Origin of the sequence: Aeromonas sp. QDB14, from assembly GCF_027707845.1 — a bacterium.
Taxonomy (GTDB): Bacteria; Pseudomonadota; Gammaproteobacteria; order Enterobacterales; family Aeromonadaceae; genus Aeromonas; species Aeromonas caviae.
In genome coordinates, this window is sequence record NZ_JAPCJD010000007.1 from 1 (window position 1) to 12,912 (window position 12,912).

Here is a 12,912-nt window from a genome sequence, read left to right on the forward strand (position 1 = left end):
TTACGGCGGCAGTACTCACTGAGTTCAATCTCGGAAAGCGCAGCGGTTTCCAGCACGACGGCGAACTTGGCCTCGGCGGGCCATTCATCGGTCAGTTTGTTGTCCCCGGGCACAGGAGACCCTCCGTCTTTGGCGTGTTTGCGCCAATTATACAGAGTGACCTCGCTGATGTTTTCCTGCCGAGCCAACTCGGCCACCGACATATTGATGGGCGGCAGCAGCTTCTTGAGCAAAGCAGCCTTGCGCTCACTTGAATAACGAGCCATTCGACACTCTTTATCCGCCCCCGGTCTTCACATTTAGATTATTCAGATTAGGCGACAACTATTCTGACACCGGGGGATTCTAGCCAAGTCATGTACAGAAAATTTACTCAACACATCGATCAAATCGCTCATGAGAAGCCCCTAATACTCAACGCAGTCTCATACTAGCATTGTGTATAGTTCCATGGATATCAATTTGAAGATTGTTGTAAGTGACTGAATTTATGGCGGTATGTTATGTTGCGTTCTGATTGCAAATCAGGACGGCGCCACCTGATGGCGTCGTGTGGGTTCATCGGTGGAGCAACCGTCTTCGACGCACGGCCATCCGATGGGGGCACATCGGAGCAGGAGGTGACTCGATACTCCGGATATACGGGGTGCGAGATTGTACTCGTGACCGCCTCGTCATGCAATTTGGGACGGCCTTGGCATGTCTGCGCCATGTTCATTTTACGCTCAGACTGGGGTTGCTAGAGTGCAAGGGGTGAAAGATGCCCCCGAGTTGGCAGTGAAATGGATCTTTTCGGCGAAAAAGACCATCTCCAAGTTGAAATTTTGCCCTGCTCGGGAAAGAATGCGCGCTCGGTTGTTGGTCCCCGGTGACGGGCCCACAAGAGACCGATGATGAGCAGGGCAAAGGCCCACAGGAACAGGAAACCATACAGGAATTTTATGAATCCCCTTCGCATTGCCGCTTCGGCTCTTTTATGTACGCTGGCGCTGGTCAGCCAGCAGGCCGCCGCCGTTGAATACCAGCTGCCTGCAGCCAACAGCCGCCTGATCGGTGAGAACCAGGAATACGTGGTGCCCGCAGACAACCGTCCGCTGGAGCAGATCGCCTCCGACTTCCAGCTGGGTCTGACCAACATCATGGAAGCCAACCCGGGCGTCGACCCCTACCTGCCCAAGGCGGGCAGTACTCTGATCATTCCCCATCAGCTGATCCTGCCCAACGCTCCCCGCGAAGGGATCGTCATCAACGTGGCCGAGATGCGTCTCTATTACTACCCGAAGGGCAAGAACGTGGTGCATGTGCTGCCCATCGGCATCGGCCAGCTCGGGGTCAACACCCCTGAGAACTGGATCACCAAGGTTGAGCGCAAGCGTGCCAACCCGACCTGGACCCCGACCGAGAATATCCGTCGCCGCTACGCCGCCCAGGGCAAGACCCTGCCCGCGGTCTGGCCGGCCGGCCCGGACAACCCCATGGGCCTGCACGCGCTCTACATCGGCAACCTGTACGCCATCCACGGCACCAACGCCACCTTCGGCATCGGTCTGCGGGTGAGCAGCGGCTGCGTGCGCCTGCGCGCCGACGACATCAAGTACCTGTTCGATCACGTGCCGGTCGGCACCCGCGTCCAGTTCGTCAACCAGCCGGTCAAGACCACGGTCGAGCCGGATGGCGGTCGCTACATGGAAGTGCACGAGCCGCTGTCGCGCACCGAGGAAGAGTTCAACTCCACCGCCTCCGTGCCGCTGCCCATGACCCCGGCGACCACCCGCTTCATCGCCCACGCTGACAGCGATTCCAACGTGGTCAAGCAGGTGCTGGAACAGCGTACCGGCATCCCGACCCGCCTCAATCCAGAGGCGTAATGGCCGGCAAGTGCAGTTAAACAACAACGGCGACCATCAGGTCGCCGTTGTTGTTTGTGCGTATCCGGACGTCAGCTTGCTGGTGGGGCATAGAGGGCCAGCCAGTTGCCTTCGGTATCCTCGATGATGACCCTGGACCCATGACCACTGCCGATGCTGTGCAGAGGCTCCAGCACCCGCCCGCCGAGCCGTGGGACCAGCAGCTCCGCCTCCTGCAACCTGTCACCGAGGGAGAGATAGATGAGGGGACCGGCACCGCCGGGCTGGTGATATTTGTCCATGGGGCCGAGACAGGCCGCCGCGTTGCTGCCGTCGTGGCGCAGCATGGCAAAGCGCATGGTCTCTTCCTGGATGGGGGTGACCTGCACATCGAGCAGGGCCGAGTAGAAGTCCATGGCGCGATCCAGATCCCGTGTCGGAATGTCGGCCCAGACCAGGGTGTTGTCCATCGTCGTATTCTCCAGAGTTCCCGGCCAACGCGGTCGGTGGCTCTTTGAGGTTAGAAGTGGCTGTCGGGGGGCGCCATGGATAAAAAAAGCGGCGCCTTATGGCGCCGCTTGAAGGGGGAAGAGCCGAGTAAGGCTCCCCCTCTTATTTGCCGGCAATGCTGAGCCCGCCAAAGCGGATCAGCGGGGCATAGAAGTCCTTGCCATCGTCGTGGTGCAGCTGGTTGCCGACCGCTTCCAGTTCCCCGAGCAGACGATAGAAGTTGCCCGCCACCGTGATGCCGCGTACCGGCGCCACGCGCTCGCCATTGCGGCAGAGGAAGCCGGAGGCGCCGAACGAGAAGTCGCCGCTCACCGCATCGGCCCCAGAGTGCAGGCCGTCCAGCTTGACCAGCTCCAGGTACTCACCGCTTTGTACCTCGGCCTCGCCGTGGGGGCCGAGCCCGAACACCAGGTGACGAGGGGCCACGTCCAGGGCACTGCGGGCACTGCGGGCGGCTGCACCGTTGCTCGTCACGCCGAAGTGGCGGGCGGTGGCGCTGTTGTGCAGCAGGGTCTTGAGCTCCCCCTCGCCGATGAGCAGGAGATCCGAAGTGGCGGCCCCTTCGCCGTCAAACGCCTTGATCTTCATGCCCCCCGGCATATAGGCACGGCTCTCCAGGGTGAGCCAGCGAGAAGCCACGCTTTGGCCCAGCTTGTCGCGCCAGGGGTTGATCCCCTGCTGGGCCCACTTGCCAGACAGGGCGGACTGGAAGCAGCCAAACAGGCTGGCAAAGCAGTGGGTGCTGAAGATGACGCTGTAGCGACCGCTTGGCACCGCCTCACCCATCAGCAGGCCATCGGCCACGGCGTGGATCTGGCGGATGAGAGGCTGGCTCTCCAATTTGTCGAAGCGCCGTGCGTACTGTCCCTGGTAGTGCATGGACTGGCGGCCCTCCCGCTCGATGAGAGCGGAGCTGTGGCAGCCGACGCTGAATTCCTGATGTTCACAGATGCTGCCCTGGCTGTTGGCAAGCCAGAGGCGGCTCTCCCCCTCGAAGAAGCCGTTGTAGGGGGCGCCGGTCACGTCCGGCAGGGCCAGCATGTCGGACTCGAGGCGCAGGGTCAGGGCGATCTTCTCTTCCACCGCCGTGGTGTCGGTCTGATGTATCTCGGCGCAGTCGGTGATGAGCCTGCTCTGCTGCACTGTGATGCGCTGATCCGGGTCCACCTTGGCGAAGCGGCTCGCATCGAGCGCATCCTGCACCATGGCGTCCAGGGCCGACGCGTCGAGGGACTCGGAATAGGCGATGCCGACCCGGCCTTCCTTGATGAGGCGAATGCCGATTTGCTGGCTGCTGGTGACCTTGTATTCACTGAGTTCGCCCTTGTCGGCCTTGAGGGAGAAGGCCTTCTCCTGATTGGCGATGACGTCTGCCTCGGCACCCAGATCGGCGACCTGCTCCAGCAGACGGGCAAGCAGTTGGTTCATGTCGAGTTGGCTCATCAGGCGTTCCCTCCGACCAGGATATTGTCAACCTTGAGCGGCGGCTGGCCGACCGAGGCGGGAATGGATCCGGAGACCGAGCCGCACATGCCGGCGGAGAGGGCCAGATCGCGCCCCACCATGGAGATCTCCTTCAATACCTGCGGGCCGGTGCCGATCAGGGTGGCCGACTTTAGGGGCCGGGTGATCCTGCCCCCCTCGATGAGGTAGGCCTCCTGCACGTTGAAATTGAACTCGCCGGTACCGGGCTGCACAGAGCCCCCCCCCATCCGCTTGGCATAGATACCGTGCTCCACGGTTGCCAGCATGTCGTCGAGGCTGTAGTTGCCCGGTTCGATATAGGTGTTGCGCATGCGGGAGGCGGGGGCGAACTTGTAGGATTCCCGGCGCCCGGAACCGGTGCGGGCGTAGCCGGTGCGAAGGGCCCCCATTCTGTCCACCAGGAAGCCGGTCAGCACGCCGTCCTTGATGAGCTGGGTGTGCTGGGTCGCCATCCCCTCGTCATCGACGTTGATGGAGCCCCAGGCGTTGCCCTGCAAGCCCTCGTCCACCGCGCTGACCGCGGGGTTGGCGATGAGTTGGCCCATCTTGTCGTGGAACACGGATGCCTTCTTGGCCACCGAGGTGGTCTCCAGCAGGTGACCACAGGCCTCGTGGAAGATGACGCCGCCAAAGCCGCTCTCCATGATGACCGGCAGCTTGCCGCTCGGGCAGGGGGCGGCGCCCAGCTTCACCAGTGCCTGGCGGGTGGCGGTGAGAGCCAGCTCGCGGGGATCGATGCTCTCGGCATGCTCCCATCCCTTCATGGCACCGGGGGCTTCATAGCCTACACTCTGCTCGCCCCCGTCCAGGGCGATGGTCTGGGCCATGATGCGGTTGTAGTGGCGGCGATCGCTCACCTGCACCCCTTCGCTGTTGAAGATCTCCACCTCCTGCTCCCAGCCGAGCACGTTGCCCGAGAACTGGCTCACCTTGTCGCTCTCGGCGCGGGCCGCAGCGTCCATGGCATGCAGGTAGGCGATCTTCTGCTCCAGCAGCTTGTCGGCCGACAGCGGCAGAGCGATCGGGTTGCGGTCGGTCAGGCGGGTGAAGTCAAAGGCAGTGGCGGTGACCACGGGGTCACGCCTGTCCTTGGCCGCCAGCAGGGTAACGATGCGCAAGAGCTCGTTGCGATCGGCCAGGTTGGTGTAGCCGTAGAGCACCTTGTGGCCGTAGCACAGGCGAACGCCGATACCGAAGTCGAGACCACCGCTGATGTTCTCTATCTGGCTGGAGAGCAGGCTGAGCTGGCTGCGGCGCTTGCGCTCCACAAACAGCTCGGCGAAATCGGCACCCAGCGCCAGCGCGTGATCGAGCACGTCGCGGGCGATGGCGGGGGCCAACAGGGAGAATGAAGTCATAGAATATCCTTTTCTGGTCTGTCCGTTTGCTTCCGACACCCGGCGTTGTGTTGTTATGGGGTGTCGACCTCATTGTTGCAGACCAGAAGCAAAAAGTCGCTATAGCGTCAGCCGATGATACCAAACGAGAAAATCGGTGCGATTTATGCGCCCGGCAGCCCGAGCGCAGGCTACCGGCAGGGGAGGTTGGCGCCGCTCATGGCGCTCGTTTTATATGAGGTTGACCCACTGCTCGATACGGGGTCGATCTGGTCGCCCATTGGCCGGCGTCGTTGAACATCCAGGCGGCCAGGATCAGAGCAGTTCGTGGATCTCGCTCAGGATCTGGTCGACCCACTGCTCGATACGGGGTCGGTCTGGTCGTCCATTGGCTGGCGTCGTCGAACATCCAGACGGCCAGGGTCAGAGCAGTTCGTGGATCTCGCTCAGGATCTGGTCGACCCACTGCTCGATGCGGGACTCGGTCTGGTCGTACTGGTTGGCGTCATCGAGGGCCAGCCCGACGAAGTGGCGGCCATCGTCGATGAGCGCCTTGGAGGCGTCAAACTCGTACCCCTCGTTGGGCCAGTAGCCCACCAGCTTGACCCCCTTGGGGACCAGCTGATCGTGCAGCAGGCCGAGGGCATCCTGATACCACTCCCCATAGCCAAGCTGATCGCCCATGCCAAACAGGGCGATGATGCGTCCCTCCAGATGCAGGTCGGCGATGTCTTCCCAGCGGGATTCCCAGTCCTCCTGCAGCTCGCCGAAGTCCCAGGTGGAGATGCCCAGGATCAGGATGTCGTACTCCTGCATGCGGGCGAGGGGCACATCCTTGATGTTGTGGAGATCGACCAGCTCGGGGCCGATGAGGGCGCGGATCTTCTCGGCGGCCATCTCGGTGTAGCAGGTGGTGGAGCCATAAAACAAACCTATCTTCATCGCTCTTCTCTTGATCGCAGTCGGCAAGGGGCGTGACCGGCACAGCGGCGCCCGGGGGGAGGGCGCTAGTCTAGCAGATTGCGCCGGGCTCTTCACCGCCTGAGGGGATGTGCAGCCTTGCCTTGCGGCCCGGGTGGGTCGGCACGTTACAATGGCGACCTGTTTCCCTGAGCGCGGCGCACCATGAGCAAAGCAGAATCCCATCCCCTGATCGAGCCGTTTCTCGACGCCCTCTGGCTGGAGCGGGGGCTTTCCGACAACACGGTCAGCTCCTATCGCACCGACCTGGAAAAATTTGCCCTCTGGCTCGATGAGCAAGGCGGTTCCCTGCTGCTGGCGGGGCTGGACGACATCCAGCACTACCTCGCCTGGCGGGTGGACCATCAGTTCGCGGCCAGCAGTACGGCCCGTTTCCTCTCGGCCCTGCGCCGCTTCTACCAGTATCTCAATCGCGAGAAGCTGCGCAGCGACGATCCCACCGTGCTGCTGGAGGGGCCAAAGCTCCCCAAAAAGCTGCCATCGGATCTGAGCGAAGCCGAGGTGGAGGCGCTGCTGCAAGCGCCCCTGGTGGACGATCCGCTGGAGCTGCGGGACAAGGCAATGCTCGAGCTGCTCTACGCCACCGGGCTGCGGGTGTCCGAGCTGGTGGGGCTGACCGCCGAACACGTCAGCCTGCGCCAGGGGCTGGTGCGGGTGGTGGGCAAGGGCAACAAGGAGCGCCTGGTCCCCATGGGGGAAGAGGCGGTGCATTGGCTGGAGCGCTACTACCGGGAGGGGCGCACCCTGCTGCTGGGTGGCACCAGCTCGGACGTGGTGTTCCCCTCCAAGCGGGCCCGGATGATGACCCGCCAGACCTTCTGGCACCGCATCAAGCTCTATGCCCTGAGAGCCGGCATCAGGGGGGAACTCTCCCCCCACACCCTGCGTCACGCCTTCGCCACCCACCTGCTCAATCACGGCGCCGACTTGCGGGTGGTGCAGATGCTGCTGGGCCACGCGGATCTCTCCACCACCCAGATCTATACCCACGTGGCCAACGAGCGGCTCAAGGCACTGCACGGCCAGCACCACCCCAGAGCCTGATCGCCTCATCGGCCTTGCAACAAAAAACCGCCCGAAGGCGGTTTTTTTTTCAGCACACGACAGGGAGGAAACGGTTATTTCCCCTGCTGGGATTTCAGCAAGTCGCGGATCTCGGTCAGCAGCTCCTGATCCTTGGTGGGGCCGGCCGGGGCAGCGGCTTCCTCTTCCTGCTTCTTCTTCAGGGTGTTGATGGCCTTGAGCCCCATGAAGATGGCGAAGGAGATGATCAGGAAGTCGATACAGGTCTGGATGAACTTGCCGTAGGCGATGACCACGGCAGGGGCATCCCCTTCGGCGGCCTTCAGGGTCACGGCGAGATCGCTGAAATCCACGCCCCCCAGGATCAGCCCGATGGGGGGCATGATCACGTCTCCCACGAAGGAGGAGACAATCTTGCCAAAGGCGGCACCTATGATGATACCGACCGCCATGTCGATCACATTGCCCCTGGATGCAAAGGCCTTGAACTCTTGAATAAGACTCATTTTTCCCCCTAGAAATGGACAACGTGCCACCTGAGCGCACGTCGATTTGAATAATAAAACATCAGCAAAACAGAGGGATGACTAAAGATGTCTCCCGTCGTCCTGATTAGCTTGCGGGGCTCAAGCCCGATTGGCAACCTGTCATCCCGTGATTTTTTCTTGCGGACGTTATTAATCGATCACTAATTAAGGTCTTTGGGAGAGGGAATTGTCTGGGTTACCTTATGAGACCCTTCAATCATGCCAAGTGAATGAGCTGATGCGATATTTACTGCTGGGAATGATGCTGCTGTGCGCTTTTGCGGCCAGCGCGGGGATGGACCCCCATGTGTTGAAACAGACCATAGAGCAGCGCCTCGGTGTGCAGGTCTACCTGGTGGACGAGACCCCCATGCCGGGCCTCTATCTGCTGGGCACGGCCCAGGGACTGCTCTACAGCGATGCCAGGGGAGACTATGTGCTGCAGGGCTCCATGCTGGATCTGGCCCACGACATGAGAAACCTCACCCGGCTCAGCCAGCAGCAGCAACGCAGGCTGGCGCTCTCCCAGATAGGGGAGGCCCGGCTCTGGCTCAAGGCCACCCCTGAACGCCACCGCCTCACCCTGTTTACCGATCTCGCCTGCGGTCCTTGCCGCATCGCGCTGGAGGAGTTGCCCCGCTTGCAGGCGAGGAGCGTGAGCGAACTGCTGCCTGCACCTGTCGCCGCCTCGGATCAGGCTAGCTGGTGCGATCCCGGGCTGCTGCGCGAACTCAACTTCAGCGATCGTTTGCCTGAGAGCGGCTGTAATGCGATCCTTGCCCATCATATCGGCCTGAGCCAGTGGCTCGGGATCAAGGCGTCACCGAGCTGGGTCCTGCCCAATGGCGACCTGGTGCGCGGTTACCAGAGCCCCGAACAACTGCTCAAGATACTGGATCACATCAATGCCCCTGCAAATCCGTCGTCGTCCGCGAGTTGATGATTCCCATCTGCCCGCCACCCTGCACCCGCTGCTTCGCCAGATCTTCGCCAGCCGCGGGGTCGAAGACCCTGCCCTGCTGGAGCGCAGCGCCAACCAGCTGCTGCCGCCCCAGCGTCTGTTCGGCATGGCGCAGGCGGTGCCGCTGCTGGCCGAGGCGCTGACGGCGCAAAAACGCATTCTCATCGTCGGTGACTTCGACTGCGACGGCGCCACCAGCTCGGCCCTGTGCGTGCTGGCCTTGCGCGCCATGGGGGGGCACCACATCGATTTTCTGGTGCCCAACCGATTCGAGTTCGGTTATGGCCTCACCCCGGAGATCGTCGAGCTGGCGGTGGCCCGCGGCGCCGAGTTCCTGATCACGGTGGACAACGGGATCTCCAGCATCGCCGGGGTGGCGGCGGCCAAGGCGGCAGGCATGCAGGTACTGGTTACCGATCACCATTTGCCGGGTCAGGAGCTGCCTGACGCCGACGCGATAGTGAACCCCAACCAGCATGGCTGCGACTTCCCCTCCAAGTCCCTGGCCGGGGTCGGGGTCGCCTTCTATCTGATGGCGGCCCTCAACACCCATCTGCGCCAGAGCGGCTGGTATGAGCGCCAGGGGCTGCGCGCCCCCAACGTGGCGGATTACCTGGATCTGGTGGCCCTCGGCACCGTGGCCGACGTGGTGGCGCTCGATGGCAACAACCGCATCCTGGTTCATCAGGGGTTGCAGCGGATCCGGGCCGGCCGTTGTCGCCCCGGCATCCAGGCGCTGGTGGATGTGTCGGGCCGCGACGGTCGTCGCCTGTGCGCTGCCGATCTCGGCTTTGCGCTGGGGCCGCGCCTCAACGCGGTGGGCCGGCTCGATGACATGTCCCTCGGGGTCGCCTGTCTGCTCTGTGACGACATCAACCTGGCGCGCCAGTTCGCCTCCGAAATGGACAGCCTCAACCAGGAGCGCAAGGAGATCGAGCAGGGGATGCAGCAGGAGGCGCTCGCCACCCTGGAGCAGATCCGTTTTCGTGACGGCGAGGTGCCGTCGGGTATCGTGCTGCACCGGGACGAGTGGCATCAGGGGGTGGTGGGGCTGGTGGCCTCCAAGGTGAAGGAGAAGTACTACCGCCCGGTCATCGCCTTTGCCGAGAGCAGCGAGACCGAGCTCAAGGGCTCCGGGCGCTCCATCCCGGGGGTGCACCTGCGCGATGCGCTGGAACTGCTCGATACCCGCCACCCCGGCTTGATGGGCAAGTTTGGCGGCCACGCCATGGCGGCCGGGTTGACCCTGCCCAAGGCCAATATCGAGGCCTTCGGCCGGGCCTTCGAGGCGGTCATCGGCGAGCTGGTGACCCCTGAGCTCTTGACCGGGGTGCTGCTCACCGATGGCGAGCTGCTGCCGGACGAGCTCACCCTCGAGCTGGCGGAGCTTATTCGCGCCTCCGGCCCCTGGGGTCAGGCCTTCCCCGAGCCGCTGTTTGACGGGGAATTCGTGCTGGTGCAGCAGCGGCTGGTGGGGGAGAAGCACCTCAAGATGATGCTGACCACGGATTCCGGCCACGCGGTGGATGCCATCGCCTTTGGCGTCGACTTGCAGCGCTGGCCCGATGCTTCGGTGAAGCGGGTGCGGCTGGTCTACCGGCTCGACGTCAACGAGTGGCGCGGCAACCGCAGCGTGCAGCTGCTGGTGGAGCATCTGGAGGCCGCCGGCCTCTGACGTTCGTGAGTTTCTTTTGCTGCCTATGACGGCCACCTCAGGGTGGCCGTTTTTTTATGGTGTTAACCCGGATGTTGTCGTTGACCCGTCTATTGCTTCACAGTTTAAGCTTCCCTTCATCGGGTCACGGACCCCTCAGCGAGTGGTTGTCATGAAAATATCCGAACTGGCCCGGCGCTGCGGCCTGGCCCGCTCCACCCTGCTCTATTACGAGAAGCTGGGGGTGATTGCGGGCACGAGGAGCGCCAACGGCTATCGCCACTACGACGATGACGATCTGCAGCGGCTGCGGATGGTACAGGCTCTGCAGGCGGGTGGCCTCAGCCTCAAGCAGTGCCTCGCCTGTCTGGCGGGCGAGCTGGAGCAGGCAACGCTGGAAGCCCGGGTCAGGGAGCTGGATGAAGAGCTGGCGCGGATGCAACGCGCCCGGGATCTGCTGGCGGATCTCGCCGGTTTGCGTGCGCACTCCGGCGACGAGTTCAAGGCCTGGCAGCGGCAACTGCAGCATCAAGCCCCGCAGGCTTACTTTGCCTGGGTGATGAAGCAGGGATTCAGTGAAAAAGAGCGTTACCACCTGCAGTGGCTCAGCAAAGACATGAATGAACATGAGCGCTACATCCGGGATTTCAAGCTGCTGCTGGATGGCATGAGCTATTGGGGGCCGGGCGATAGCCTCTTCACCCAGCAGCAATTTGCCGCGCTGCCCAGCCAGCCTCGCCGGATCCTCGACATGGGCTGTGGGCGCGGCGCCGCCACCCTGGCGCTGGCACAGGTGACGGACGCCACCATCGTAGCCATCGATCTGGACGAGGAGGCGCTGGCCGCCGTGGCCCGTAGCGCCAGTGCGGCGGGGCTGAGTCAGGTCACTACCCTGTGCGCCAACATGGCGGCGCTGCCGGCAGACCTGGCCCCCGCCGATCTCATCTGGGCCGAGGGGAGCGCCTACACCATCGGGGTGGCCAACGCCTTGCAGACATGGCGGTCGTACCTTGCCGGCCCTGCTGCCTGCCTGGTGCTGAGCGACCTGGTGTGGCTGACGGACACGCCGCCAGAGGAGGCACTGGCGTTCTGGCAGCGGGATTATCCCACCATGCAGACCCTGGCGGGCCTGCTCAAAACGGTGCAGGAGGCGGGTTATCGCTGCCTGTGGCACACCCCGTTACCGCAAAGGGCCTGGGACAACTATCTGGATCCCATCGAGCGCAATCTGGCGCGCCACCGTGCCGAGCTGGGGGATAGCCCAGCCTGGCAGGATCTGAGCCGGGAAGTGGCCATCCACCGCCAATACCTGGGCTGCTATGGCTATGTGATCTGCTGCCTGCAGACAGTCTGATCAGGCCATCCATTGCAAGATAACAAATGGAGAAAACCTTATGAATATTCTCATTCGACCTGAAACGGGCGCCGATCACGACGCCATTGAAGCGCTGACCGTGGCCGCGTTCCTCAATGCCCCCCATACCGATCACAACGAACAGCTGATCGTGCGCGCCTTGCGCCAGGCCGGGGCACTCAGCCTGTCGCTGGTGGCGGAGCAGGCGGGGCGGGTGGTCGGCCACCTCTGCTTCTCGCCGGTCACCATCAGCGATGGCAGCCCGCACTGGTATGGCCTTGGCCCCATTTCGGTCTCTCCTGCGCTTCAGGGCAGGGGGCTGGGGTCACGGCTGATGGACGCGGGTCTGGCCGAGCTCAAGGGGATGGGAGCGGCCGGCTGCGTGGTGCTGGGGGATCCCGGCTTCTACGGCCGTTTTGGTTTCGTGTCCGAGCCGGGGTTGACGCTGCCCGGCGTGCCGCCCGAGTACTTCATGGCCCGCTCGTTCGGCGCTGACATGCCCAGTGGTGAAGTGCGCTATCACCCGGCCTTCGAGCAGGGCTAAGCCCTCACCTTGAGGAAGATGCAAGTCGCTTTCTCAAGGTGGTGCAACCTTGCCGGTTTTAGGGAATGGGGCGGTGTTTAATATCGCTCCTGTTAATATCTCATGGTGGAAAATGCAATAAGTGACGGTATTGTGATATATTCCACCTGTAATTTTTCTTGACGGACAGCCCCCTTGTCATCCTCTCGCCGCCCCTCGTCATGGCCGATGGTGCTTGCCATCGCCTGCCTTCTCTGGCTTGCCGCTGCGGCGGCGGCAGGGGTCGTTGCAACTAAGGGAATGGAGACGCAAGGGCAGGAGCGGCCGATGCTGTTCCATGAGCCAGCGAACCCGGGGCTTGCCGACAACGTCAGCCTGCCGCCGGGCGGCCAGTGGCGGCTCAGCTTCGAGCAGGGTCGACGGTTGGAAGGGGCCGCTCAAGCCGAGCTCTATGAGGTGCTGCTGGCCTGGTTCCAGCACGAGATCCTCGGCCTGCTCTGCGGCCTGCTGTTTTTCCTGCCTCTCATCTATCTCAGGCAGCGGCCCGACTACTTCGGCGCTCTGCACACACGGCGGCTTCGCTGCCACCACCTGCAATATCGCTTCTGCCAGGGCGACTAGGTTCACCAGCCGGGCGCCTGCCCGTTTGATCCCCGTCATTGAGTACCGCTGACCGGGCTGCTCGGCAGTCTGGCGGCTGCCGTGGTCAT

At 62.9% G+C, this 12,912-nt stretch carries 13 protein-coding genes; 7 read left to right on the forward strand and 6 right to left on the reverse strand.

Annotated features, from left to right (window positions below; translation table 11 throughout):
- A partial coding sequence (locus PG887_RS03575) for a transposase (RefSeq protein ID WP_270821191.1) occupies positions 1 to 266 on the reverse strand: 266 nt, incomplete at its 3' end.
- 675 nt (positions 267 to 941) lie between these two features.
- On the opposite strand from PG887_RS03575, the gene PG887_RS03580 reads away from it, so the two are divergent.
- Positions 942 to 1,868 carry a L,D-transpeptidase family protein gene (locus PG887_RS03580; protein ID WP_041212511.1) on the forward strand — a complete coding sequence of 309 codons (927 nt, stop codon included), beginning with the start codon at positions 942 to 944 and terminating at the stop codon, positions 1,866 to 1,868.
- Positions 1,869 to 1,939: 71 nt separating this feature from the next.
- Here the strand turns inward: PG887_RS03580 and PG887_RS03585 are convergent, their stop codons facing one another.
- The 4 genes from PG887_RS03585 to fldB form a co-directional block, all read right to left on the reverse strand.
- Positions 1,940 to 2,317, reverse strand: a complete 378-nt coding sequence (locus tag PG887_RS03585; protein WP_010673739.1) for a VOC family protein — start codon at positions 2,315 to 2,317, stop codon at positions 1,940 to 1,942.
- Between the two features lie 142 nt (positions 2,318 to 2,459).
- Complete coding sequence (locus PG887_RS03590; RefSeq protein ID WP_201889903.1) at positions 2,460 to 3,800, reverse strand: TldD/PmbA family protein; 1,341 nt, start codon at positions 3,798 to 3,800, stop codon at positions 2,460 to 2,462.
- Positions 3,800 to 5,200, reverse strand: coding sequence for a TldD/PmbA family protein (locus PG887_RS03595; protein WP_041212515.1), 1,401 nt, complete (start codon positions 5,198 to 5,200; stop codon positions 3,800 to 3,802). Before PG887_RS03595 ends, PG887_RS03590 begins: the two co-directional genes overlap by 1 nt.
- Positions 5,201 to 5,602: 402 nt before the next feature.
- Positions 5,603 to 6,121, reverse strand: coding sequence for a flavodoxin FldB (fldB, locus tag PG887_RS03600; RefSeq protein WP_041212516.1), 519 nt, complete (start codon positions 6,119 to 6,121; stop codon positions 5,603 to 5,605).
- Between the two features lie 183 nt (positions 6,122 to 6,304).
- On the opposite strand from fldB, the gene xerD reads away from it, so the two are divergent.
- The gene (gene xerD / locus PG887_RS03605; RefSeq protein WP_042014490.1) at positions 6,305 to 7,204 is read left to right on the forward strand and encodes a site-specific tyrosine recombinase XerD; all 900 of its coding nucleotides are present in this window, start codon (positions 6,305 to 6,307) and stop codon (positions 7,202 to 7,204) included.
- 74 nt (positions 7,205 to 7,278) lie between these two features.
- On the opposite strand, the gene mscL is transcribed toward xerD, so the two are convergent.
- Complete coding sequence (mscL, locus tag PG887_RS03610) at positions 7,279 to 7,689, reverse strand: large-conductance mechanosensitive channel protein MscL (RefSeq protein WP_010673746.1); 411 nt, start codon at positions 7,687 to 7,689, stop codon at positions 7,279 to 7,281.
- A gap of 259 nt (positions 7,690 to 7,948) precedes the next feature.
- Here mscL and PG887_RS03615 point away from each other — a divergent pair, with 259 nt between their 5' ends.
- The 5 genes from PG887_RS03615 (at position 7,949) to PG887_RS03635 (ending at position 12,823) form a co-directional block, all read left to right on the forward strand.
- On the forward strand, positions 7,949 to 8,650 hold the full coding sequence (locus tag PG887_RS03615) for a disulfide isomerase DsbC N-terminal domain-containing protein (protein WP_270821192.1): 702 nt from the start codon (positions 7,949 to 7,951) through the stop codon (positions 8,648 to 8,650).
- Positions 8,616 to 10,346 carry a single-stranded-DNA-specific exonuclease RecJ gene (gene recJ, locus PG887_RS03620; protein WP_104452440.1) on the forward strand — a complete coding sequence of 577 codons (1,731 nt, stop codon included), beginning with the start codon at positions 8,616 to 8,618 and terminating at the stop codon, positions 10,344 to 10,346. The genes PG887_RS03615 and recJ overlap by 35 nt, the downstream gene beginning before the upstream one ends.
- A 151-nt stretch (positions 10,347 to 10,497) precedes the next feature.
- Positions 10,498 to 11,679 (forward strand): MerR family transcriptional regulator, encoded by a 1,182-nt coding sequence (locus PG887_RS03625; RefSeq protein WP_270821193.1) that lies wholly within the window; start codon positions 10,498 to 10,500, stop codon positions 11,677 to 11,679.
- Between the two features lie 40 nt (positions 11,680 to 11,719).
- Positions 11,720 to 12,223, forward strand: coding sequence for a GNAT family N-acetyltransferase (locus PG887_RS03630; RefSeq protein WP_113977476.1), 504 nt, complete (start codon positions 11,720 to 11,722; stop codon positions 12,221 to 12,223).
- 306 nt (positions 12,224 to 12,529) lie between these two features.
- Positions 12,530 to 12,823, forward strand: a complete 294-nt coding sequence (locus PG887_RS03635; RefSeq protein WP_113977477.1) for a hypothetical protein — start codon at positions 12,530 to 12,532, stop codon at positions 12,821 to 12,823.
- The last annotated feature ends 89 nt before the right edge of the window (positions 12,824 to 12,912 follow it).